Source organism: Streptomyces griseus subsp. griseus (genome assembly GCF_003610995.1).
Lineage (GTDB): Bacteria > Actinomycetota > Actinomycetes > Streptomycetales > Streptomycetaceae > Streptomyces.
In genome coordinates this window covers 5,698,395-5,720,922 of sequence record NZ_CP032543.1, presented here as the reverse complement: position 1 = coordinate 5,720,922, position 22,528 = coordinate 5,698,395, and the positions used below count along the sequence as shown (strand labels likewise).

The following is a 22,528-nucleotide window of genomic DNA, read 5'->3' as shown; positions in this document are numbered from 1 at the left end:
GTGACGGTCCGCGCACGCGAAAGGACCGCCCTAGATTAAGGCGATATGGAACCCTCTTCGACACCGGAAACGCCCGGCAGTTCACCCGAGCCCGACAGTCCGTCCGCGCCGGGCAGTTCACCTGTTACGGGCTCCGATCTCGCCGGGCGGGTGGCGCTCGTCGCCGGAGGCACCCGCGGGGCGGGGCGCGGGATCGCCGTACAGCTCGGCGCCACCGGGGCGACCGTCTACGTCACCGGGCGGACGAGCGGCTCCCAGCGCTCCGAGATGGACCGGCCCGAGACGATCGAGGAGACGGCGGCCCTGGTCGACGCGGCGGGCGGCCGCGGGATCGCCGTTCAGGTCGACCATCTGGTCCCCGACCAGGTCAGCGCCCTCGTCGCCCGTATCTCCAGCGAGCAGGGTGCCCTGCACATCCTGGTGAACGACATCTGGGGTGCCGAGATCGAGTGGGACAAGCCGGTCTGGGAGTCGTCCCTCGACACCGGCCTGCACACCCTGCGGCTGGCGGTCGACACGCACGCCATCACCAGTCACTTCGCGCTGCCGCTGCTGATCGAGACCCCGGGCGGACTGGTCGTCGAGATGACCGACGGGACGAACGACTACAACGCGGCCAACTATCGCGTCTCCTTCTTCTACGACCTGGCGAAGGCCGCCGTGAACCGGATGGCCTTCGCGCTCGCCCATGAGCTGGCGCCGCACGGTGCGACCGCCGTGGCGCTCACCCCCGGCTGGCTGCGCTCCGAGGCGATGCTCCAGGCACACGGCGTCACCGAGCCCACCTGGCGCGACGCGCTCGCGCACGCGCCCCACTTCGCGATCTCTGAGTCCCCCGCCTACGTGGGCCGGGCCGTGGCCGCCCTCGCCCGCGACCCGGAGGTGGCACGCTGGAACGGGGAGTCGCTCTCCAGCGGACAGCTCGCCCAGGTGTACGGCTTCACCGACGTGGACGGCAGCCGGCCCGACGCCTGGCGGTATCTGACCGAGGTCCAGGACCGGGGGCTGCCCGCCGACGTCACGGGCTACCGCTGACCCTGATCACAGCGCGGGCCCGGCTCTCCAGCCGCCGGTGAACGCCGCGGAGGAGGCGACGCTCACCCTGCTCGTCCCCGTCCTGCTCGCGTTCTGCCCGCTGCTGGTGGCCGCCCAGGCCTCGAGCCGGCACACCTTCCGGCAGCGGGTGACGCAGCCCTCGTACCTCTGACTCAGGCCGGTCCGCCGCCCGTCCGGCCCGGACCGCCGAGCGCCCGGCGTATCCGGGAGAGGACCGGCTCCCCGCGCCTCGGTGGCGGGCCGCCGTGCACCCTGGGGTCGTCGGTGACGGCGTACCGCTTCACATACGCGCCCAGGAACGCCTGGAGCGTGGCGACGGCGGGGATGGCGATCAGCGCACCGACGGCTCCCAGCAGGGCCGTCCCCGCGACCACCGAACCGAACGCGACCGCCGGGTGGATGTCGACGGTCCTCGCCGTCAGCTTCGGCTGGAGGACGTAGTTCTCGAACTGCTGGTAGACGACGACGAAGCCGAGCACCCACAGCGCGTACCAGGGGTCGACCGTGAAGGCGATCAGCATCGGCAGGGCGCCCGCCAGATACGTACCGATGGTGGGGATGAACTGCGAGACGAGACCGACCCAGACCGCGAGCGCCGGAGCGTAGGGGACGTCGAGCACGACCAGCAGGATGTAGTGCGCGACGCCGGAGATCAGGGCCATCAGGCCGCGTGAGTAGATGTAGCCGCCGGTCTTGTCGACCGCGATCTCCCAGGCGCGCAGCACCTCGGTCTGCCGGGCCGGTGGCAGTACGGAGCAGAGGGCGCGGCGCAGCCGGGGGCCGTCGGCCGCGAAGTAGAAGGAGAACAGGAAGATCGTCAGCAGCCGGAACAGCCCGCCGAGGACCGTGGTGGAGACGTCGAGGACCCCTGTGGCGCTGTTCTGGACGTACTTCTGCAGCCAGTCGGAGTGCAGCAGGCTGTCCTGGACCTGGACCCGCGAGAGCTCGGTGTGGAAGGTGTGGTTGACCCAGTTGATCACCGAGTCGATGTACTGGGGGAAGTCGTCGACCATGTCGACGATCTGGCCGGCCAGCATCGACCCCAGGAGGACGACGAACCCGGCGCTGAAGATCATCAGACCGATGAAGACGATGAAGGTGGCCAGTCCCCGGCGCATGCCGCGGGCCGCCATCCGGCCCACCGCGGGCTCGATGGCGAGCGCGAGGAAGAACGCGATCAGCACATTGGTCAGCAACCCGATGACCTGGTCGAACGCCCAGCTGCCGAGCTGGAAGCAGGCGTAGAGCGCCAGGGCCAGGACCATCGCGCGCGGCAGCCAGCCCGGCATGCGAGCGGGCCCCGGGCCGGGCGGTGGCGCGGGGGGCCCGGCGGGCGGGACGTCGGAGGGCTGGGCCGGAACGGTCTCGTCTGTCGATGACACGGGACAAGTCTCGCCTACGCCACCGACAGCCGGTCCCCCGGCCGGGATCACCGGCTGAGGTCAGCGCTTCTCCGCGGGCACGCCCATCGACGTGCAGACCGCGCGCCAGACGTCCTTGGCCTCCCAGCCCGCGTCCAGCGCCTGGTGCACCGTACGGCCGCCGAGTTCGGCCATCACATGGTCACGGGCGAAGGAGTCCGCGTACACACCACCGAAGTGGTCCGCCATCCGCTCCCAGAAAATCGTCAACCGCATGCCACCAGTATCGCGCTCCTGAGAGTGCAGCCGGTCCGCAGGCATGTGCCGGGGCTGCTTTCCCCTCTACGGTCGGTCCATGGCTGGAACCGGAGCACCTTCCCTCGCCCGCGCCGAACACTTCGTCTGGCTCACCGCCCGCGTCCTCGAACAGCGGAGGTTCGCCCACCGCTTCCTCGACGGCGGCCCGGAGCCCGTGGAGACGGCGCTCGCCGCCTACCGGAACGAGGACGGCGGTTACGCCCACGCACTGGAGCCCGACCTCCGCGGTCCGGTCAGCCAGCCGCTGCACACCGCACACGCGCTCGTCGTCCTCGACTCGATCGGCCGCTGCGAGGGCCCTCGTATGGAGCAGATCTGCCGCTATCTGAGCGACGCGTCGACCAAAGAAGGCGCGCTGCCCTCGCTGCTCCCCTCCCAGCGCGGATATCCCGCCGCACCGTTCGTCCCCGTGGTCGACGACCCTCCGGCCGAACTGCTCGCGACCGGTCCGGTCGTCGGGCTGCTGCACCGCAACGAGGTGTGGCACGCCTGGCTGTTCCGGGCCACGGACTTCTGCTGGAGCGCCGTCGACGCCCTGAAGCAGTCGCACCCCTACGAGGTCGAGGCCGCGGTCGCCTTCCTGGACGGGGTGCCGGACCGGGCCCGCGCCGAGCGGGCGGCGGACCGGCTCGGGCGGCTGGTGCGCGACCAAGGGCTCGCGGTGCTGGATCCGTCCCGGCGGGCGGAGTACCCGGTGGCGCCGGGCTACGCACCGGGTGAGCACCACTTTCCGTACGACTACGCCCGTACGCCCGGCTCCCTGGCCCGCCGCTGGTTCACCGACGAGGAGCTGGAGCGCTCCCTGGACCATCTGGCGGCCGAGCAGCAGGAGGACGGCGGCTGGCCGGTGAACTGGCGGCAGTGGGCCCCGGGACCCGCCCTGGAGGCGCGCCCCCTGGTCACGCTCAGAGCCCTGGAGACGTTACGGGCCTACGGCCGCCCGCTGGGCTGACCTCCGCCATCTCAGCCCAGTGCGCGGACGCCCGCCGTGACCACCACGGCCGCTCCGACGACCACCAGGAAGGGCGCGCGCAGCACCAGCGCGAGCGCCGCTGCGGCGAGTCCGGCGGCCCGGGCGTCGAGCACGAGCTGTTGCCCGTCGCCGAAGGTCTGCTGGGCGGTGAGGGCCGCCAGCAGCGCCACCGGCAGCAGGACCGCCATCCGCCGTACGAGCGGTCGCTCCAGCACTCCGGCGGGGACCAGCAGGCCCGCGTACTTGGCGAGGTAGCAGCTCGCCGCGGTCAGTCCGATGGCTATCCAGACGTTCATGAGTCCCGTCCGCCCTTCTCCGTGGTCTCGCCCCGCACCGCCGGGCCGGGTCCCTGCTTGCGCCGCCCCATGAGGAAGAGGACGACAGGCGCCGCGAGCGCGGACAGCAGGACCGGCACGCCGGGCGGCAGGACGGGCAGCAGCGTCAGGATCAGCAGCACGGCTAGACCGGCGGTGACGCGTTCGGGGGTGCTCCTGAGCATCGGTGCGAGCAGCGCGAGGAAGACGGCGGGGCTGGCCGCGTCCAGGCCCCAGGCCTCGGTGTCGCCCAGTGCCTCGGCGCCCATCGCACCCATCAGGGTGGTGAGGTTCCACAGCACGTACAGGGTGAGCCCGGTGACCGTGAAGCCGAGGCGCGCGGAACGCCGGTCGGGCTGGGCCACGGTGACGGCGGTCGTCTCGTCGATCACCCAGTGGGCGGCGAAGGGGCGCACCGCGCGGGGAAGGGCGAGCAACTGGGAGAGCCGCAGACCGTAGAAGGCGTTGCGCACGCCCAGGAAGAAGGCTCCGGCCGCCGCCGTGTACGGGTTGCCGCCCGCGGCCAGGGCGCCGACCAGGGCGAACTGCGAGGCGCCGGTGAAGACGAGGAGGCTCAGGGCGCAGATCTGGAGCAGGCTGAGCCCGGAGCCGGTGGCGGTGACGCCGAAGGCGAAGCCGGAGAGTCCGACGGCTATGCCGACGCCGAGCGCGTCCCTGATGACGGCCGTGTCCGGCTTGCGCGGTGGGGTGCCGGGCGGCCCGGCGGATATGGCACCGGTCATGCCGGTGCTCTCTGGGGGTGCTGTCTGTTCTGCCACGCTCCGCACGTTACGGGGACGGTGAGGACCCGTCTTGTACGTTCTTGCACGCTCACGTCGTCCCTATGGGCCGCTTTCGAGGCGCGTCGCCCCCGGTGGACGTCGCGTGCCCCTAGGAGGCATCCCGCCCGCGCCGGTACACGCCGCGCTCGCGCTGGTACGCGCCGGGCGGTACCCCCACGATCCGGGTGAAGTGCCGGTTGAGGTGCGGCTGGTCGGTGAAGCCGACGGCGGCCGCGGCCTCGGAGGGGGCGATGCCCGCGTCGAGGAGCCGGCGGGCCCTGCGCACCCGGGCGTCCGTGAGCCAGGTGTGCGGTGGCATCCCGTACTCCTTCTTGAAGGCCCGCAGCAGCGCGAACGGGCTGGTGCCCAGCTCGGCGGCGAGCGTCTCCAGGGTGGGCGGCGCGTCCATCCGCCCCTCCAGCAGGCGGCGGGCGCGTTCGGCGTCCCGCGCGCCCCCGGCCCGGGGCGCCACGCTGGGCAGCGAGCTGCCGTGCCGGGTGAGCAGGCGGACGACCAGGACCCGCAGCATGCTGTCGGCGGCCAGCGCGTTGCCCTCCTCGGCGGCCCGGTGCACCTGGGTGATCAGCCGTGCGGCGTACGGGTCGGTCACCCGCGTCTCACCGAACCCCACCGTGCCGCGCAGGGGCGTCACCTCGGCCGCGATGCCGTTGATCACCTGGGCGGAGGGGTAGAGCGTGTCGTACGCCCACCCCTCGGGCTGCCCGGGGCGGGCGGTGTGCGGCACCTCCGGGTTGATCATCACGACGGTGCCGGGGATCGCGTGCACCATGCCGCCCGGCAGCCCCACGTCCTCCACGCCTCCGGTGACCGCGCCGAGGACGTACCCCTCGTGGCTGTGCCGGGGGAAGGTGTGGCGGACGTACCGGGCGCGCAGGAGGTCGAGGTCGGGCAGCTCCGCGTACGTCCAGTGCCGCGCCCACTCCTTCGTCCGATCCGCTCCCGCCATGGCCACATTCTCGCAGTTCCCGGCGGTGTGCCGCAGGGTGAGGGGGTGGCCGCGGGCGGTGTCGCGGGCCCGTTGTCAGTGGCGGGGTGCACGATGGGGGACATGACCGGCTCAGCTCTCGACGCCTTCTCGCCCGCGACCCGCAGCTGGTTCGCCGGTGCCTTCAGCGCGCCCACCGCCGCGCAGGAGGGTGCCTGGCGGGCCATCGGCGAGGGCAGTGATGTGCTGGTGGTGGCGCCGACCGGTTCCGGCAAGACGCTGGCGGCGTTCCTGGCCTCGCTGGACGCGCTGGCCGCCGGTCCGCCGCCCGCCGAGGCGAAGAAGCGCTGCCGTGTGCTGTACGTGTCCCCGCTCAAGGCGCTCGCGGTCGACGTGGAGCGGAATCTGCGCTCCCCACTGACCGGTATCCGCCAGGAGTCGGTGCGGCTCGGCCTGCCGGAGCCGGAGGTGCGGGTCGGCATCCGGTCCGGGGACACCCCGCCCGCCGAGCGGCGCTCCATGGTGACCCGGCCGCCGGACATCCTGATCACCACGCCCGAGTCGCTGTTCCTGATGCTGACGTCCTCCGCCCGGGACGCGCTGGCGGGCGTCGAGACGGTGATCCTCGACGAGGTGCACGCGGTCGCCGGTACGAAGCGCGGCGCCCATCTCGCGCTCTCCCTGGAGCGCCTGGACGAGCTGCTGCCCCGGCCCGCCCGCCGGATCGGGCTCTCCGCGACGGTCCGGCCGGTCGACGAGGTCGCCCGGTTCCTGTCGCCGCAGCGCAACGCGGAGATCGTCCAGCCGCCGTCCGCCAAGGAGTTCGACCTCTCGGTGATCGTCCCGGTCGAGGATCTGGGCGAGCTGGGCGGTTCGCCCGCCATCGACGGGGACGCCGCTCAGGCGGAGAAGCCCTCGATCTGGCCGCACGTCGAGGAGCGCATCGCCGACCTCGTCCAGTCACACCGCTCCACCATCGTCTTCGCCAACTCCCGCCGACTGGCGGAGCGCCTGTGCAACCGGCTGAACGAGATCGCGTACGAGCGGGCCACCGGCACCGCCTTCGACCCGGACAACCCCGTCCCCGACCTGCCGGAGGTCGCCGCCCTGCCGGAGGCGCACGCCCCCGCCGAGGTCATGGCCCAGTCCGGCGCGGCCCGGGGCGCCCCCGCCCTGCTGGCCCGCGCCCACCACGGCTCGGTCTCCAAGGAGCAGCGGGCCCAGGTGGAGGAGGACCTCAAGGCGGGGCGGCTGCCCGCCGTGGTGGCCACCTCCAGCCTGGAGCTGGGGATCGACATGGGCGCGGTCGACCTGGTGGTCCAGGTCGAGTCCCCGCCCTCCGTCGCCTCCGGCCTCCAGCGGGTGGGCCGGGCCGGGCACCAGGTGGGCGCGGTCTCCACCGGCGTGGTCTTCCCGAAGTACCGCGGCGACCTGGTGCAGGCCGCCGTCGTCACCGAGCGGATGCGCGAAGGGGCCATCGAGGCGCTGCGCATCCCGTCCAACCCGCTGGACGTGCTGGCACAGCAGCTGGTCGCCATGGTGGCGCTGGACAGCTGGCAGGCCGACGACCTGCTGGCCCTGGTCCGCCGGGCCGCCCCGTTCGCCTCGCTCCCCGAGTCGGCGTTCACGGCCGTCCTCGACATGCTCGCCGGACGCTACCCGTCCGACGCCTTCGCGGAGCTGCGCCCCCGGGTCGTCTGGGACCGGGTCGGCGGTACGGTCACGGGCCGCCCGGGAGCGCAGCGGCTCGCCGTCACCTCGGGCGGCACGATCCCGGACCGCGGCCTCTTCGGGGTCTTCCTGGCGGGCGCCGACCCGAAGAAGGGCGGCGGCCGGGTCGGCGAGCTGGACGAGGAGATGGTCTACGAGTCCCGCGTCGGCGATGTCTTCACGCTGGGCACCACGTCCTGGCGGATCGAGGACATCACCCGCGACCGGGTGCTCGTCTCCCCCGCCCCGGGCGTTCCGGGACGGCTGCCGTTCTGGAAGGGCGACCAGCTGGGCCGCCCGCTGGAGCTGGGCCGTGCCCTGGGGGCGTTCCTCCGCGAGATCGGCGGGCTCTCCGAGGAGGACGCCCGGCTCCGGCTGCTCGCCGCCGGGCTGGACGCCTGGGCGGCGGACAACATCCTGGCCTATCTGGACGAGCAGCGCCGGGCCTGCGGCCATGTCCCGGACGACCGGACGATCCTGGTGGAGCGGTTCCGGGACGAGCTGGGCGACTGGCGGGTCGTCGTGCACTCCCCCTTCGGCGCCCAGGTGCACGCCCCCTGGGCGCTCGCCCTCTCCGCCCGCCTCGGTGAGCGGTACGGGATGGACGCCCAGGTCATGCACGCCGACGACGGGATCGTGCTGCGGCTGCCCGACGCGGACATGATGGGCCTGGATCTCCTCGACTTCGACGTCCCGCCCGCGGCCACGGACGCGGGGAGCGAGGAAGCGACCCCGCCCGCCTTCTCGTACGACAGCGAGCAGCCCCCGGTCGGTGCCGCCGACGTCGTCTTCGACCAGGGCGAGGTGCAGCAGATCGTCACCGACCAGGTGGGTGGCTCGGCCCTGTTCGCCGCCCGGTTCCGGGAGTGCGCCGCCCGCGCCCTGCTGCTTCCCCGGCGCTCCCCGGGCAAGCGCACCCCGCTCTGGCAGCAGCGCCAGCGCGCCTCCCAGCTGCTCCAGGTGGCGTCCGAGTTCGGTTCGTTCCCCATCGTCCTGGAAGCCGTCCGCGAATGCCTCCAGGACGTGTTCGACGTCCCCGGGCTCACCGAGCTGATGGGTGACCTGGAGGCGCGCCGGATCCGGCTCGTCGAGGTCACCACCCAGGAGCCCTCCCCGTTCGCCCGCTCCCTCCTCTTCGGTTACGTCGCCCAGTTCCTGTACGAGGGCGACTCACCCCTGGCCGAGCGGCGGGCCGCCGCACTCTCCCTCGACTCCCATCTCCTGGCCGAGCTGCTGGGCCAGGCGGAGCTGCGGGAGCTGCTGGACCCGGAGGTCCTCAGCGAGTTGGAGCGGGAGCTCCAGTGGCTCACCGAGGACCGCCGGATCAAGGACCTCGAAGGGGTCGCGGACCTGGTGCGCGTGCTCGGCCCCCTCACCGACGCGGAGCTGGCCGAGCGGGGCGCCGAGCCCTCCTGGGCTCCGGAGCTGGCCACGACCCGCCGGGCCATCCAGGTCCGGATCGCCGGGGCGGACCACTGGGCGGCGATCGAGGACGCGGGGAGGCTGCGGGACGCGCTGGGCACGGCGCTCCCGGTCGGAGTTCCCGAGGCGTTCACCGAGCCGGTGAAGGACCCCCTGGGCGACCTCCTGGCCCGATTCGCCCGGACGCATGGCCCGTTCACCGCCGCCCGGGCCGCCGAGCGGTTCGGCCTCGGCACCGCCGTCACGGACGGCGCGCTGCAACGGCTCGCCGCCTCCGGCCGGACCGTTCAGGGCGAGTTCCACCCGGCGGGCATCGGCCAGGAGTGGTGCGACGCCGCAGTGCTGCGCAGGCTGCGGCGCCGTTCGCTGGCCGCGCTCCGCCAGGAGCTGGAGCCGGTGGAGCCCGCCGCACTCGCCTCCTTCCTCCCCCAGTGGCAGCACTTCGGCTCCCACCGCCTGCGGGGCATCGACGGGCTGGCCCGCGCCGTCGAACAGCTCCAGGGGGCGCCCGTCCCCGCCTCGGCCCTGGAGAAGCTGATCCTGCCGAGCCGGGTCATGGGGTACACCCCCGCGATGCTGGACGAGCTCACGACGACGGGCGAGGTCGTCTGGGCCGGAGCGGGAGCGCTGCCGGGTAAGGACGGCTGGCTCTCCCTCTACCCCGCCGACAGTGCGCCCCTGCTCCTGCCCGCCCCGCACCCGCTGGAGCTGTCGGCGCTCCACGAGTCCCTGCTCTCCGTCCTCTCCGGCGGATACGGCCTCTTCTTCCGGCAGATCGCCGACCAGGTCAGGGCCACCACCCACCCGGACTGCTCGGACCAGCAGCTCGCCGACGCCCTCTGGGAGCTGGCCTGGTCGGGTAGGCTCACCAACGACACCCTCGCTCCGCTCCGCTCGCTCCTCGGCTCGGGCCGGACGGCGGGCTCCACCGCCCATCGGGCCCGGCGCAACGTGCCCCGCGGTCGGTACGGATCCCTCACCGCGGCCGCCCGGCCCGCCTCCCGCACCGGCCCCCCGACGGTCTCGGGCCGCTGGTCCCTGCTGCCCCCGCGTGAGCCGGAGCCGACCCACCGCGCCCACGCCCTGGCCCGCACCCTCCTCGACCGGCACGGCGTGGTGACCCGCGGCGCGGTGCAGGCCGAAGGGGTGGAAGGCGGCTTCTCGGCGACGTACCGCATCCTGGCCGCCTTCGAGGACAGCGGGCAGGCCCGGCGGGGCTATGTGGTGGAGGGGCTGGGGGCCGCCCAGTTCGCGATGGACGGGGCGGTGGACCGGCTGCGCGCCGCCGCCACGGCCCGCGACCGCCGGGACCCGGACACCGCACCCCAGGCCCTGGTGCTCGCCGCCGCCGACCCCGCCAACGCATACGGCGCCGCCCTGCCGTGGCCGGAGTCCCCGGACGGCGCGGGCCACAAGCCGGGCCGCAAGGCGGGGGCGCTGGTGGTCCTCGTCGACGGCGAGCTGACGCTCTACATGGAGCGCGGCGGCAAGTCCCTGCTCGCCTGGCCCTCCGACCCCGACTCCCCCGCGCTGCTGGCGGCGGCCGAGGCCCTGGCAGCGTCCGCCCGCGCCGGTGCGCTCGGCACGGTGACGGTGGAGCGGACGAACGGCGTCTCCGCCCTCACCTCACCGCTGGGCCGGACCCTGGAGGCGGCCGGCTTCCTCGCCACCCCGAGGGGCCTACGCCTGAGAGCCTGAACCGGGCGAGCACGGGCCGTGGCAGCGGACCGCGTGGCGGCATCGAGCAGCCCCGGCGCGCGGTCCGCCCGCGCCCGGCCGGCCACCAAGCCCCACCGCCCACGCCCGGCCTGCCGCCGCCCGCACGCTCCCCGCTCAGCCGCGCACCGCCATGCTGCCTCACCGCCCGCCGCCCCCGCCCCGCCCGCTCGACCTCGCCTGTGCACCCCCGCGCGCCGGCTCCCCGCGTCCCCGGCTCAGTCGCGCACCGCCGCACCCCCGCCGCCCTCGCTCGGCCCTGCACCGCCACACCTCCGCACCACAACCCCACTCCCCACTCCCCACTCCCCACTCCCCGACACGCATCCCCCACGTCCCCGCCCCACCAAAGCGCCCCCTCGCCCATCATGGAGGCATGCCCGAAGGAGACACCGTCCTGCAGACCGCCGCCCGGCTGCACGCAGCACTGGCCGGGCGGGTCCTGACCCACGCCGACCTGCGCGTCCCCCGGTTCGCCACCGCCGATCTGAGCGGCCGGACCGTCCTCGACGTCACCGCACGCGGCAAGCACCTGCTGACCCGGGTCGAGGGCGGACTGACCCTGCACAGCCACCTCCGGATGGACGGGGCCTGGCGGATCTACGCACCGGGCGAGCGCTGGCGCGGCGGCCCCGGGCACCAGATCCGCGCGGTTCTCACCAACGCCGACCACACCGCCGTCGGCTACCGCCTCCCCGTCCTCGAACTCCTGCGGACCAGCGAGGAGAGCAAGGCCGTCGGCCACCTCGGGCCGGACCTGCTCGGCCCGGACTGGGACCCCGGCCTCGCCGTGGAGCGTCTCCTCACCGCCCCGGACCGCCCCCTCGGCGAGGCCCTCCTCGACCAGCGCAACCTGGCGGGCATCGGCAATGTCTACAAGTGCGAGCTGTGCTTCCTGGCCCGCGTCACCCCCTGGCTCCCCGTGGGCGCCCTCCCCGACGGCATCCTCCCCCGGCTGGTCGCCCTGGCCCACCGGCTCCTCGACGCCAACCGGTACCGCCCCACCCGCACCACCACCATCCGTGCCGAGCGCCGCCCCCGCCCGGACGGCCCGGCCCTCGCAACCCCGCAGCGCCCCCTCCCGCGGGTCCAGGAGCCGCTCTACGTCTACGGCAGAAACCGCCGCCCCTGTCTGCGCTGCGGTACCCCGATCCGGAAGGTCGACGAGGCGGACCGGCCCACGTACTGGTGCCCGTCCTGCCAGTCGGGCCCGACGCCCCAGGCGCCGTAACCACCCGCACGCTGGTTGACGACCCGTCAGATTCGGTCGTACGGTCCCGTCATGCCCCTCTCCGTGTTCGACGCCTACGACCTCACGGGCCGCTCCGCGTTGGTCACCGGCGCGGCGAGCGGGATCGGACGGGCGAGCGCCGTGCTGCTCGCCGAGGCCGGAGCCACGGTCCACTGCGCCGACCGTGACGAGACCGGCCTACGGAGAACGTACGAGTTGGTCACGAGCGCGGGCGGCACCGCCCGCACCCATCCCCTCGACGTCACCGAACGGGACGGGGTCCGCGCGGCCGTCCAGGCGGCGGGAGAGCTGGACATCCTGGTCGCCGTGGCCGGGATCATGCACACCAGCAGCGTCCTGGAGACGGAGGACGAGGACCTGGACCGGGTGCTGGCGGTCAATTTCAAGGGGGTGCTGTACGCCTGCCAGGAGGTGGCCCGGTCCATGATCGCCCGCGCCGCACCCGGCTCGCTGATCACGATGGCGTCCGGCGCCGTGGACTCCGCGAGCGCGGGCCTGCTCTGCTACAGCGCGGCGAAGGCGGCCGTGGTCCAGCTCACCAAGACGCTCGCCACCGAGCTGGGCCCGCACGCCATACGGGTGAACGCGGTGGCCCCGGGCTGGATCCGTACGCCGATGACCGACCGGCACGGAGCCGGACAGCAACAACGCGCGGAGGCCACGATGGCCCGGATCTCTCCCCTGGGCCGGGTCGGTGAACCCGAGGATGTCGCCCACACCGTGCTGCACCTGGCGTCCGACGCGTCGGCCTTCATGACCGGCCAGATCCTCCGCCCGAACGGCGGCGTCGCCATGCCCTGGTGAAACCCGCCACCAGCCGCCCAGGAGCCGCCGCAGGCCACCCCGGCCGAACCCGCGGAGACCGCCGCTCCGACCCCGCCGCCTGCTTCTCCAGCCCCTCAGCTCCCCCCGAGAAGCCCGACGCCACCGTCGCCACATGGACGGGCAGCAGACTCAGCCCCCAGCCGCCCGCCGCCACCGCGCCCTCCACCACACCGGCCTGCTCCGGATGGAGCACCAGCCGCAGCACCGCCCACCACCACAGCCCGCCCAGGAGCAGCGTCGGCACCCACCGCCGTACCATCGCTGTCCTCCCGTGGCCGACGTCCTTTCGGGCAGTTTCCCCTGGCAGCAGCACCTCTGCATCCAGAACGGACGACCGAAGGGGCACAGGGCCCGGGAACGCCGAGTGCCCCCGCCGATGACCGGCGGGGGCACTCTGGACGGACAGCGACGCGAGGCGCCGCCGGCCGCTACTTGTCGTCGTTGCGCAGGGAGTCCGTGACGCCCTTCGCGCGGTCGCCGGCCTCGTCGACCTTGTCCTTGGCCGTGGCCTTGGCCTGGTCGGCCTTGCCCTCGGACTCCTTGCGGCGGTCGCCGGTCAGCTTGCCGACGGCCTCCTTGCCCTTGCCCTTGAGCTTGTCCATGGCGTTGTCACCAGTCACGATGTCGGTTCCTTCCGCTCAGGCACTTTCGGCCTGGAACATCCAGGCGTGCTTTTCGAGGTCTGCTGTCAGTGAGATCAGGATGTCCTGAGTCACGGGATCCGGCGCGTCGGTCACCTCGATGCGCTCACGCATTCGGCCGATCACCACACCCAGCGCGTCCACGAGCGCCTTCACGGCGTCCGTGTCCTTGATCCACCCCTCGGGGACGGGCCGGATGGCGGTCTCCTTGGCCACGGTGGCGGAGCGGCCGTCCGGGTTGACCCCGATCGCGGAGGCTCGCTCGGCGACCGTGTCGGAGTGCTGCCGGGCTGTGGCCACCACGTCGTCGAGCTGGAGGTGGACAGACCGGAAGCGCGGGCCGACCACGTTCCAGTGGATCTGCTTCGCCACGAGGGAGAGGTCGACCAGATCGACCAGCGCGCCTTGCAGCGCTTCTCCGACGAGCTTGAGATCGCTGTCGGACAGTGGGCTCTTCACCACAGACATGCAACAACTCCCATCCGTCAGGCGTACCGCTGACCGTCGTCAGGCGCTTCGCTGACTGTTTCGGCGCACCACCCACGATGGCACAAATCAAACAAAACAGTCATGTTGGCCTCAACCTCCGTCTGCCCGCTCTCCCGCGCCTCACACACGCGGACCCCGCACGAAAACGGCACACGCAAAAGTCCCGGCCGACCCCTTGAGGGCCGACCGGGACTCCGGTCGATCACTGTGCCGCGCGCGGATCAGGCGGCGACGACGTCCACCGCTTCCGCGGGCGCCTTGATGGTCACCCGGCCCGACGGCACACCTGCGACCGACGAGACGGAGACGGAATTGAGCATGGGACGAACCGGTACTGGGACCGGATCACTGGCAGCTGCCGACTCGGCCAGCTCAGCGAGCGAGAGCTCGTCGCTCACTTCACGCATGAGCTCGGACATCCGTACGTCAAGCGCGTCGCAAATCGCGGAGAGCAGCTCGGAGGATGCCTCCTTCTGCCCCCGCTCCACCTCGGACAGATAACCGAGCGAGACCCGGGCGGACGAGGAGACTTCGCGCAGAGTACGGCCTTGGCGCTGGCGCTGCCGACGCAGCACGTCACCCAGCAGGCGACGGAGCAGAATCATCGGTGGCTCCCTCCTCGGACCGCGTAGCCGCATCCTTCACGCCCTACCGTACCGCCTTGTGCTGCGGCCGTGCGGGGAGCGATGTCGTGTTCACTCAGGGCTGCAAACATCAATTCCCCCCGATCTGTTCCGTATCCTGTGCCCGCGCGTTCTCACCGAGTTCACGGGCTAGCAGATCGAGGGCGCTTCGTACGCTCTCTCTACGGATGTCCGCCCTCGAACCATTCAACCGCAGAGTGGACACTTTCTCGACGCCGGAAGGTCCCGCGACGGCCACATGGACCGTTCCGACGGGCTGTCCGTCCTGCGGGTCCGGGCCCGCGACGCCGGTGGTGGAGATGCCCCAGTCCGCGCCCAGGGCACGGCGCACACCGGCCGCCATCTGCCGCGCGACCTGGGGATCGACCGCCCCGCGCTCCGCCAGAAGGGCCCCGTCCACACCGAGGATCTCTCCCTTGAGCGCCGTCGCGTACGCCGTCACCGATCCCCGGAAGGCCCGGGAGGCTCCGGGTACGGACGTCAGTTCGGCCGCCACCAGACCACCGGTCAGCGACTCGGCGACGGCGAGCGTCTCACCGCGCTCCACGAGCCGCCCCAGCACCTGGGCGGCGGCAGCTGCGGTGACAGCAGCTGTCACCGCTCGGCCTCCGCGCCGTCGCGCGCCCTCACAGCGGGCTCCACGGGCGCCGGCCCACCGGCCACCCGCACGCTCGAACCGGAAGCACCGGCACCACCTCCACGGGAGACACCGCCGGCACCGGAAGCACCATCGGCACCACCCACGCCGGAACCCCCCGCAACACCCTCATCCGCGCTCACACCCGACCCGGGAGAACCCGCCCCAGGAGATCCGGCCGCCTCGTTCAGCGCCTCCGCGGTGCGGCCGACGGCGGCCCGCTCGGCCGCGAGGCTCCTGCGGCGCAGGACGACGGCCTGGCGTACGTAATCGAGGCCGGTGACGACCGTCAGCACGACGGCCACCATCATCATCCAGAACCGCAGGGTGGCCAGCGGCCCGGTGAGCACCAGGACGTACATCCCGGCCGCCGTGCCCTGCGCCAGGGTCTTGAGCTTGCCGCCTCTGCTGGCCGGGATCACGGCATGCCGGATCACCCAGAACCGCATCAGCGTGATGCCCAGCTCACGGGCGAGGATCACCCCGGTGATCCACCACGGCAGGTCACCGAGGACGGAGAGGGAGACCAGCGCGGCACCCATGATCGCTTTGTCGGCGATCGGGTCCGCGATCTTCCCGAAGTCCGTGACCAGGTTGTACGCCCGCGCCAGATGACCGTCGAACAGGTCGGTGATCATGGCGATGGCGAAGGCCGCCCAGGCGAAGGAGCGCCAGACCGGGTCGTACCCGCCGTTGTGGAACAGCAGCAGCACGAACCCGGGGACGAGCAGCAGCCGCACCATGGTCAGGATGTTGGCGATGTTCCACAGGCTGGCCTGGTTGACGGCCGCGGTGCCCAGCTTGCCGCCGCGGACCGGCTTCGCGCCGGGACCGCCTGTCGCGGATGCCGGGGCTCCCGTCATCTGGCCGCCTCCGCAAGCTCGTGGTGTTCGGCCACCAGGTCGACGCCCTCGGTGCCCACTGCCTTCGCCTCGACCATAAGGCCCGGCACGAGTCCCTCGCGTGTGGTGAAGACCACCTGGCCGTCCGTTTCGGGGGCCTGGTGCGCGGCGCGGCCGATCGCGACCTCGCCGTCCTCGTCCGACTCGATGGACTCCACGAGCACCTGGAGGGTCTCGCCGACGCGCTCCTCGGCCCGCTGCGAGGTCAGCTCCTCGGCCAGCTGCGAGATGTGGGCGAGCCGCTCGGCGATGGTGTCGGGGTCCAGCTTGTCGGCGTACCCGACCGCCTCGGTGCCCTCCTCGTCGGAGTAGCCGAAGACGCCGATGGCATCGAGGCGGGCGCCGGTGAGGAAGCGTTCCAGCTCGGCGAGGTCCGCCTCGGTCTCACCGGGGAACCCGACGATGAAGTTGGACCGGGCGCCTGCCTCGGGGGCCTTGCTCCGGATGGTGTCCAGGAGCTCCAGGAAGCGGTCGGTGTCGCCGAAGCGGCGCATCGTGCGCAGCACGCTCGGGGAGGAGTGCTGGAAGGAGAGGTCGAAGTACGGGGCGACCTTCGGCGTCGAGGTGAGGACGTCGATGAGTCCGGGGCGCATCTCGGCGGGCTGGAGGTAGCTGACCCGGATGCGCTCGATGCCGTCCACGTCCGCCAGCTCGGGCAGCAGGGTCTCCAGCAGGCGGATGTCGCCGAGGTCCTTGCCGTACGAGGTGTTGTTCTCGGAGACGAGCATGACCTCCTTGACGCCCTGCTCGGCCAGCCAGCGGGTCTCCTGGAGCACGTCCGAGGGGCGGCGGGAGATGAAGGAGCCGCGGAAGGAGGGGATGGCGCAGAAGGAGCAGCGGCGGTCGCAGCCGGAGGCGAGCTTCACCGAGGCGACGGGGCTGGTGCCGAGCCGGCGGCGCAGCGGGGCGCGCGGTCCGGAGACCGGTGCGACGCCGTCGGGGAGGTCCTCGGGCGCCGGGGCGGGTGCCTCCTGGGCGTGCCCGGGCAGCGCGACGGCGGCGTCCTGCCGCTCGGCAGGGCTGATCGGCAGCAGCTTGCGGCGGTCGCGCGGGGTGTGTGAGGCGTGGATGCCGCCGTTGAGGATGGTCTGGAGCCGGTCGGAGATGTCGGCGTAGTCGTCGAATCCGAGGACACCGTCCGCCTCCGGCAGGGCCTCGGCGAGGTCCTTGCCGTAGCGCTCGGCCATGCAGCCGACGGCGACGACGGCCTGCGTGCGGCCGTGGTCCTTGAGATCGTTGGCTTCGAGCAGGGCGTCGACGGAGTCCTTCTTGGCGGCTTCGACGAACCCACAGGTGTTGACGACTGCGACATCCGCGTCCGAGGCGTCCTCGACGAGGTCCCAGCCGTCCGCTGCCAAGCGGCCTGCAAGCTCCTCCGAGTCCACCTCGTTACGGGCGCAGCCAAGAGTGACAAGGGCGACGGTACGGCGTTCGGGCATGGACTCAAGACTACTTCGTCCCGGCGGCCCTCCCGCCGAGCAGGGTTGCCTGCCCGCTCACCTGTTACTCCCCGTAGCAGCCGCGCGCGGGGGGCTGGGAACGCCGACGGGCGCCCGGCACGAGGCCGGACGCCCGTCGAAGGGGTGGGAAGGCGCGGGTTCAGCCGGCCTCGGGGTCACCCTTGGTGTACGTGAGCCGCTCCACCTGACCGGGTTCGAAACGGTCCTGGAGCTTCTTGCCGTTGACGAAGAGCTCGATCGCCCCGGCGTTGCCGAGGACGAGGTCGATGCGCTCCTTGTCCTGGAACGTCTTGGACTCACCTTCGAGCAGCAGCCCGTCGAAGAGCAGCCGGCCGTTGTGGTCCTTGACGGAGATCCAGCTCTTGCCCTGGCTCGCACCGAGCTTGACCGTCACCTTGTCCCGGGGGGCGGCGGCGATGGCACTCTCGGACGGCACGGGATTGGGGTCGGCCGGCTTGGTGGTGCTGGGTTTGGCCGCGGTCTTGTCGGGCTTGGAGCCCTCCGCGACCTGGGCGGTGTTCGAGGGCTTGTCGTCTCCGCCGTTGAAGAGGGTGAAGCCGACGAAGCCGATCACGGCGACGATGGCCGCGACCATGGCCGCGGTCCAGTTGGGCCGCCGCGGCTCGGATCGGATGCGCTCCGCTTCGAACAGCGGAGCCGCGGGGGTCGGTGCGGGACGGCCGCCGTGGTCTCCGTCGAAACGCTCGACCAGGGGTTCCGGGTCGATACCGACGGCACGGGCGATGTTGCGGATGTGGCCGCGTGCGTAGACGTCGCCGCCACAGCGCGAGAAGTCGTCCTCCTCGATCGCGTGCACGATGGGGATGCGCACCCGGGTGGAGCTGCTGACTTCCTCGACCGTCAGACCTGCGGCGATACGAGCCTGCTGAAGGGCACGACCGATCGAAGGCCGGTCGTCTTCGGGGGAGTTGCCGATGGACACGGGGGCGCCTTTCGAGCGTGAGCCACCTGCTGGATGTTCAGTCTAGGGGGGTACGAAAGGGAGGGGCAACCGGGAGGGACGACTTTGTACGCCATCGGGTTCGCCGGACGGGCTGGTGGACCTCTCCGCGGGCGGAGCGGGACCGGGACCGTGCCCCTGTCGAGGACTGGGCAACCTGGAGTGGGCCGAACAGGGTGGGGGACAACGGGCTGGGCGGGTGGGAGGAGCATCGTTCCTCCCCTCCCTCCAACTTGACGTACGGCCGCACGAAACGGTTGCCCACGAAACCTTTACGGGTGGATTACCCCTGTGGAGTGGATTCCCCGCGGATGACGGCCAACACCCCGTCGAGTTCGTCCGGTTTCACCATGACGTCGCGCGCCTTGGATCCCTCGCTGGGTCCGACGATGTTGCGGGACTCCATCAGGTCCATCAGCCGCCCGGCCTTCGCGAAGCCGACGCGCAGCTTGCGCTGGAGCATCGAGGTCGACCCGAACTGGGTGGAGACGACCAGCTCGGCGGCCTGGCAGAGCAGGTCCAGGTCGTCGCCGATGTCCTCGTCGATCTCCTTCTTCTGCTTCGTACCCACCACGACGTCGTCCCGGAAGACCGGGGCCATCTGGTCCTTGCAGTGCTGGACGACGGCCGCGACCTCGTCCTCGGTGACGAAGGCGCCCTGCATACGGGTGGGCTTGTTGGCGCCCATCGGGAGGAAGAGGCCGTCGCCCTTGCCGATGAGCTTCTCGGCGCCGGGCTGGTCGAGGATGACGCGGCTGTCGGCGAGGGAGGAGGTGGCGAAGGCGAGCCGGGAGGGCACGTTCGCCTTGATCAGCCCGGTCACCACGTCGACCGAGGGACGCTGGGTGGCGAGCACCAGGTGGATTCCGGCGGCTCGGGCCAGCTGGGTGATGCGGACGATGGAGTCCTCGACGTCGCGCGGGGCGACCATCATCAGGTCGGCCAGCTCGTCGACGATCACCAGCAGATACGGGTAGGGGGACAGCTCCCGCTCGCTGCCCTCGGGCGTCTTGCACTTGCCGGTGCGCACGGCGTGGTTGAAGTCGTCGATGTGCCGGTAGCCGAAGGCGGCCAGGTCGTCGTAGCGCAGGTCCATCTCCCGCACGACCCACTGGAGCGCCTCGGCGGCCTTCTTGGGGTTGGTGATGATCGGCGTGATCAGGTGCGGGATGCCCTCGTACGCGGTGAGTTCCACGCGCTTGGGGTCGACGAGGACCATCCGGACGTCCTCCGGGGTGGCCCGCACCATGACCGAGGTGATCAGGCAGTTGATACAGGAGGACTTGCCCGATCCGGTGGCACCGGCGACCAGGACGTGCGGCATCTTCGCCAGGTTGGCCATCTCGTAGCCGCCCTCGACGTTCTTGCCGAGCGCCACGAGCATGGGGTGGTCGTCCTCGGCCGCGTCCGCGAGGCGCAGCACATCGCCGAGGTTGACCATCTCCCGGTCGGAGTTGGGGATCTCGATGCCGACGGCGGACTTCCCCGGGATCGGCGAGATGATCCGTACGTCCGGGCTGGCGACGGCGTACGCGATGTTCTTGGCGAGCGCCGTGATCTTCTCGACCTTCACGGCCGGGCCGAGCTCGATCTCGTACCGGGTGACCGTCGGGCCCCGGGTGAAGCCGGTGACGACGGCGTCGACCTTGAACTCGGTGAACACGTTGGTCAGCGAGGCGACGACGGCGTCGTTGGCCGCGCTGCGGGTCTTGCCGGGCCCGCCGCGCTCCAGCAGGTCGAGGGAGGGCAGCGAGTAGGTGATGTCGCCGGAGAGCTGGAGCTGCTCGGCGCGGGCGGGCAGCTCCCCGGTCCGCTCGGGAACGGGCTTGGTCAGATCGGGTACGCCACCGGGGCCGGCGGGCCCGGAAGCGGCGGCCCCCGCCTTGCCCGCGCCCGCCCGGTCCTGGCCCGCGCCGCCGTCCCGCTCGGCCTCGCGTGCTCCGGGCACGGGCGTGGAGCCGGTACGTTCCCGCTCCCGGTCCACCGAGACGCCCTGGGTCAGGTCGGCGACGACCGGCGAGGGCGGCATGCCGTTGAGCACGGCCCCGTCGAGTGCCGCGGCCGCGGCCGCGGCGACGTCCACCGCGTCCAGGGGCCGGTTCATCTCGGGCTGCGCGGCGGGCCGGCGGGGCCGCCTGCGCTTGGTGAGCGCTTCGGCCTCGGCGCTGTCGTGGTCGTACACGGCGTCGTCGGCGTCCGGGGCCTGGCGGCGGGCGGAGCCGCGCCGTGTCCCGGCGGGCAGCGCCTCGCGCCACTGCTCGTCGTAGCGCTCGTCGTCGTCCTCGTACCTCTCGCCGGGCTCGTACGCCGGTTCCACGATGCCGAGGCGGACGCCGAGCTGGCGCAGCCGGCGCGGGATGGCGTTGACCGGGGTCGCGGTGACGACGAGGAGGCCGAAGACGGTGAGCAGCACGAGCAGCGGTACGGCGAGGACCTCGCCCATCATGAAGATCAGCGGCTTGGACGCGGCCCAGCCGACCAGCCCGCCCGCGTCCTGCATCGCCTCCGTGCCGTCCTCACGGCCCGGCGAACCGCAGGCGATGTGGACCTGGCCGAGGATGCCGACGACGAGGGCGGAGAGCCCGATGACGATCCGGCCGTTGGCGTCGGGCCGCTCCGGATACAGGATCAGCCGTACGGCCATGGCGCCGAGCAGTATCGGTGCGAGCAGATCGAGTCGGCCGAACGCCCCGGTCACCAGCATCTCCACCAGGTCGCCGACCGGCCCCTGGAGGTTGGACCAGGTGCCCGCGGCGACGATCAGCGCGAGGCCGAGGAGCAGGAGCGCGAGGCCGTCCTTGCGGTGGGCGGGGTCAAGTCCCTTGGCACCGCGCCCTATGGAGCGGAACACCGCGCCGACGCCGTGGGCCGTGCCGAGCCAGATGGCGCGCACCAGCCGGTAAACGCCGTTGGTGGGGGACGGTGCGGGTCTGGGCGCGGGCCGCTTGGCCGCCACCTTCTTCGCGGGCGCCTTCCTGGCGGGCGCGCTCGTCTTCTTGGGGGCGGTCTTCTTGGCGGGCGCGGCTTTCTTCGCCGGCCCTGGAGTACGGCCGACGCTCTTCGCGGTGCCCGCCGTGCCCTGGGAACCCTTGCCGGACGTACGTGAGGCCATGATGCCGAGGTTACCGTTGTCGACGCCCGTGAACACGTTCGCCTACTGGTTCACCCGACCGTGTCGCCGCCCGACGACCGGGAACTGACGCGCCCTCAGGGCGAGGAGCGCTCCGGGCCCGGCCTGAAGCACCCCTGATCCGCACGAATCGGTCCCCGCACTCCGCTGCTGAACCGGTCCCGCGCTCTGCTGCCGCGAGGCCCTAGTTCTGAGCGGGCAGGATCCCCGCGCCGCCGCCCGTACCCGGCTCCAGCGCGTCGAGGGCGCGGCGCAGGCCGGTCAGCTTGCGTTCCAGATGGGCCGCCGTGGCGACGGCCGCGGCATCGGCGGACTCGTCGTCGAGTTGTTTGGAGAGGGCTTCCGCCTGCTCCTCGACCGCCGCGAGCCGTGCGGAGAGTTCGGCCAGCAGACCGGCCGGCTCCTTCTCGTGCTCGCCGCCCGCGTGCCCGTCGCCCTCCAGCTGGAGCCGCAGGAGCGCGGCCTGCTCACGGAGCTTGCAGTTCTTCATGTACAACTCGACGAAGACCGAGACCTTGGCCCGCAGCACCCATGGGTCGAACGGCTTGGAGATGTAGTCCACCGCGCCGGCCGCGTATCCCCGGAAGGTGTGGTGCGGGCCGTGGTTGATCGCGGTGAGGAAGATGATCGGGATGTCCCGGGTCCGCTCCCGCCGCTTGATGTGGGCGGCGGTCTCGAAACCGTCCATGCCCGGCATCTGGACGTCCAGCAGAATGACCGCGAAATCGTCCGTGAGCAGCGCTTTGAGCGCCTCCTCCCCTGACGATGCCCGGACCAGTGTCTGATCGAGCGCAGAGAGGATGGCCTCCAGCGCCAGCAGATTCTCCGGCCGGTCATCGACCAGGAGGATCTTGGCCTTCTGCACCATGGCCCGCCCTCCTCGCCCCGGAAATGCACCGGGTGCCGCCCCAGGGGACGACTCCCTTTCGCCGTCCGTCCTTGTGCCGGTCATGGTAGCCGCACCCCGCCCGTCACCACACCCTGTCACC

The 22,528-nt window shown here is 72.2% G+C and carries 21 protein-coding genes; 6 read left to right on the top strand and 15 right to left on the bottom strand.

Translation table 11 applies throughout. The features are described from left to right. Positions 1-45 precede the first annotated feature (45 nt). Positions 46-1,035: an SDR family oxidoreductase gene (locus D6270_RS25885; RefSeq protein WP_109163270.1), complete on the top strand. Its 990-nt coding sequence runs from the start codon at positions 46-48 to the stop codon at positions 1,033-1,035. Positions 1,036-1,072: 37 nt separating this feature from the next. Continuing rightward, on the top strand, positions 1,073-1,207 hold the full coding sequence (locus D6270_RS33700) for a hypothetical protein (protein ID WP_264081533.1): 135 nt from the start codon (positions 1,073-1,075) through the stop codon (positions 1,205-1,207). A gap of 1 nt (position 1,208) precedes the next feature. Here the strand turns inward: D6270_RS33700 and D6270_RS25875 are convergent, their stop codons facing one another. Together D6270_RS25875 and D6270_RS25870 are read right to left on the bottom strand one after the other, a co-directional pair. After that, the gene (locus tag D6270_RS25875) at positions 1,209-2,345 is read right to left on the bottom strand and encodes an AI-2E family transporter (RefSeq protein ID WP_109163271.1); all 1,137 of its coding nucleotides are present in this window, start codon (positions 2,343-2,345) and stop codon (positions 1,209-1,211) included. A 153-nt stretch (positions 2,346-2,498) separates the two neighbouring features. Continuing rightward, positions 2,499-2,693: a DUF3046 domain-containing protein gene (locus D6270_RS25870; protein ID WP_109163272.1), complete on the bottom strand. Its 195-nt coding sequence runs from the start codon at positions 2,691-2,693 to the stop codon at positions 2,499-2,501. A gap of 79 nt (positions 2,694-2,772) precedes the next feature. On the opposite strand from D6270_RS25870, the gene D6270_RS25865 reads away from it, so the two are divergent. Further along, entirely contained in the window at positions 2,773-3,687 is a 915-nt protein-coding gene (locus D6270_RS25865) for a hypothetical protein (RefSeq protein WP_109163273.1), read from the top strand. 11 nt (positions 3,688-3,698) lie between these two features. On the opposite strand, the gene D6270_RS25860 is transcribed toward D6270_RS25865, so the two are convergent. From D6270_RS25860 to D6270_RS25850, 3 genes are all read right to left on the bottom strand, one after another. Beyond that, complete coding sequence (locus tag D6270_RS25860) at positions 3,699-4,004, bottom strand: AzlD domain-containing protein (protein ID WP_109163274.1); 306 nt, start codon at positions 4,002-4,004, stop codon at positions 3,699-3,701. After that, positions 4,001-4,801, bottom strand: a complete 801-nt coding sequence (locus tag D6270_RS25855) for an AzlC family ABC transporter permease (protein WP_109163275.1) — start codon at positions 4,799-4,801, stop codon at positions 4,001-4,003. Before D6270_RS25855 ends, D6270_RS25860 begins: the two co-directional genes overlap by 4 nt. A gap of 112 nt (positions 4,802-4,913) precedes the next feature. Next, a complete protein-coding gene (locus D6270_RS25850; protein ID WP_109163276.1) occupies positions 4,914-5,771 on the bottom strand; it encodes an AraC family transcriptional regulator in 858 nt (285 codons plus the stop codon). Positions 5,772-5,873: 102 nt separating this feature from the next. On the opposite strand from D6270_RS25850, the gene D6270_RS25845 reads away from it, so the two are divergent. The 3 genes from D6270_RS25845 (at position 5,874) to D6270_RS25830 (ending at position 12,654) form a co-directional block, all read left to right on the top strand. Beyond that, the gene (locus D6270_RS25845) at positions 5,874-10,580 is read left to right on the top strand and encodes an Lhr family ATP-dependent helicase (protein ID WP_109163277.1); all 4,707 of its coding nucleotides are present in this window, start codon (positions 5,874-5,876) and stop codon (positions 10,578-10,580) included. Between the two features lie 394 nt (positions 10,581-10,974). Continuing rightward, entirely contained in the window at positions 10,975-11,829 is an 855-nt protein-coding gene (locus tag D6270_RS25835) for an Fpg/Nei family DNA glycosylase (RefSeq protein WP_109163279.1), read from the top strand. Between the two features lie 51 nt (positions 11,830-11,880). After that, the gene (locus tag D6270_RS25830) at positions 11,881-12,654 is read left to right on the top strand and encodes an SDR family NAD(P)-dependent oxidoreductase (protein ID WP_109163280.1); all 774 of its coding nucleotides are present in this window, start codon (positions 11,881-11,883) and stop codon (positions 12,652-12,654) included. Here the strand turns inward: D6270_RS25830 and D6270_RS25825 are convergent. The 10 genes from D6270_RS25825 to D6270_RS25780 form a co-directional block, all read right to left on the bottom strand. Next, positions 12,602-12,934, bottom strand: a complete 333-nt coding sequence (locus D6270_RS25825; RefSeq protein WP_109163281.1) for a hypothetical protein — start codon at positions 12,932-12,934, stop codon at positions 12,602-12,604. The two genes, D6270_RS25830 and D6270_RS25825, sit on opposite strands and share 53 nt — an antisense overlap. Before the next feature lie 169 nt (positions 12,935-13,103). After that, a complete protein-coding gene (locus tag D6270_RS25820; protein ID WP_093692363.1) occupies positions 13,104-13,277 on the bottom strand; it encodes a CsbD family protein in 174 nt (57 codons plus the stop codon). A gap of 36 nt (positions 13,278-13,313) precedes the next feature. After that, positions 13,314-13,784, bottom strand: a complete 471-nt coding sequence (locus tag D6270_RS25815; RefSeq protein WP_109163282.1) for a Dps family protein — start codon at positions 13,782-13,784, stop codon at positions 13,314-13,316. Between the two features lie 242 nt (positions 13,785-14,026). Beyond that, positions 14,027-14,410 carry a helix-turn-helix domain-containing protein gene (locus D6270_RS25810; RefSeq protein WP_003965837.1) on the bottom strand — a complete coding sequence of 128 codons (384 nt, stop codon included), beginning with the start codon at positions 14,408-14,410 and terminating at the stop codon, positions 14,027-14,029. Between the two features lie 109 nt (positions 14,411-14,519). Further along, positions 14,520-15,047, bottom strand: coding sequence for a CinA family protein (locus D6270_RS25805; protein ID WP_109163283.1), 528 nt, complete (start codon positions 15,045-15,047; stop codon positions 14,520-14,522). Then, on the bottom strand, positions 15,044-15,949 hold the full coding sequence (pgsA, locus tag D6270_RS25800; protein ID WP_109163284.1) for a CDP-diacylglycerol--glycerol-3-phosphate 3-phosphatidyltransferase: 906 nt from the start codon (positions 15,947-15,949) through the stop codon (positions 15,044-15,046). Before pgsA ends, D6270_RS25805 begins: the two co-directional genes overlap by 4 nt. Next, a complete protein-coding gene (rimO, locus tag D6270_RS25795; protein ID WP_109163285.1) occupies positions 15,946-17,427 on the bottom strand; it encodes a 30S ribosomal protein S12 methylthiotransferase RimO in 1,482 nt (493 codons plus the stop codon). The genes pgsA and rimO overlap by 4 nt, the downstream gene beginning before the upstream one ends. Before the next feature lie 160 nt (positions 17,428-17,587). Next, positions 17,588-18,391 carry a helix-turn-helix domain-containing protein gene (locus D6270_RS25790; RefSeq protein ID WP_109163286.1) on the bottom strand — a complete coding sequence of 268 codons (804 nt, stop codon included), beginning with the start codon at positions 18,389-18,391 and terminating at the stop codon, positions 17,588-17,590. A 301-nt stretch (positions 18,392-18,692) separates the two neighbouring features. Next, entirely contained in the window at positions 18,693-21,521 is a 2,829-nt protein-coding gene (locus tag D6270_RS25785; protein WP_109167271.1) for a DNA translocase FtsK, read from the bottom strand. A gap of 202 nt (positions 21,522-21,723) precedes the next feature. After that, positions 21,724-22,407: a response regulator gene (locus D6270_RS25780; RefSeq protein WP_018516365.1), complete on the bottom strand. Its 684-nt coding sequence runs from the start codon at positions 22,405-22,407 to the stop codon at positions 21,724-21,726. Positions 22,408-22,528 lie beyond the last annotated feature (121 nt).

Excerpts from the sequence above, each read along its gene's own strand:
- D6270_RS25785 (WP_109167271.1), bottom strand. The coding sequence starts at position 21,521 with ATGGCCTCACGTACGTCCGGCAAGGGTTCCCAGGGCACGGCGGGCACC.
- D6270_RS25815 (WP_109163282.1), bottom strand. The coding sequence starts at position 13,784 with ATGTCTGTGGTGAAGAGCCCACTGTCCGACAGCGATCTCAAGCTCGTC.
- D6270_RS25820 (WP_093692363.1), bottom strand. The coding sequence starts at position 13,277 with ATGGACAAGCTCAAGGGCAAGGGCAAGGAGGCCGTCGGCAAGCTGACC.
- D6270_RS25835 (WP_109163279.1), top strand. The coding sequence starts at position 10,975 with ATGCCCGAAGGAGACACCGTCCTGCAGACCGCCGCCCGGCTGCACGCA.
- D6270_RS25885 (WP_109163270.1), top strand. The coding sequence starts at position 46 with ATGGAACCCTCTTCGACACCGGAAACGCCCGGCAGTTCACCCGAGCCC.
- D6270_RS25780 (WP_018516365.1), bottom strand. The coding sequence starts at position 22,407 with ATGGTGCAGAAGGCCAAGATCCTCCTGGTCGATGACCGGCCGGAGAAT.
- D6270_RS25860 (WP_109163274.1), bottom strand. The coding sequence starts at position 4,004 with ATGAACGTCTGGATAGCCATCGGACTGACCGCGGCGAGCTGCTACCTC.
- D6270_RS25825 (WP_109163281.1), bottom strand. The coding sequence starts at position 12,934 with ATGGTACGGCGGTGGGTGCCGACGCTGCTCCTGGGCGGGCTGTGGTGG.
- D6270_RS25865 (WP_109163273.1), top strand. The coding sequence starts at position 2,773 with ATGGCTGGAACCGGAGCACCTTCCCTCGCCCGCGCCGAACACTTCGTC.
- D6270_RS25810 (WP_003965837.1), bottom strand. The coding sequence starts at position 14,410 with ATGATTCTGCTCCGTCGCCTGCTGGGTGACGTGCTGCGTCGGCAGCGC.
- D6270_RS25845 (WP_109163277.1), top strand. The coding sequence starts at position 5,874 with ATGACCGGCTCAGCTCTCGACGCCTTCTCGCCCGCGACCCGCAGCTGG.
- D6270_RS25870 (WP_109163272.1), bottom strand. The coding sequence starts at position 2,693 with ATGCGGTTGACGATTTTCTGGGAGCGGATGGCGGACCACTTCGGTGGT.
- rimO (WP_109163285.1), bottom strand. The coding sequence starts at position 17,427 with ATGCCCGAACGCCGTACCGTCGCCCTTGTCACTCTTGGCTGCGCCCGT.
- D6270_RS25850 (WP_109163276.1), bottom strand. The coding sequence starts at position 5,771 with ATGGCGGGAGCGGATCGGACGAAGGAGTGGGCGCGGCACTGGACGTAC.
- pgsA (WP_109163284.1), bottom strand. The coding sequence starts at position 15,949 with ATGACGGGAGCCCCGGCATCCGCGACAGGCGGTCCCGGCGCGAAGCCG.
- D6270_RS25830 (WP_109163280.1), top strand. The coding sequence starts at position 11,881 with ATGCCCCTCTCCGTGTTCGACGCCTACGACCTCACGGGCCGCTCCGCG.
- D6270_RS25875 (WP_109163271.1), bottom strand. The coding sequence starts at position 2,345 with ATGCCGGGCTGGCTGCCGCGCGCGATGGTCCTGGCCCTGGCGCTCTAC.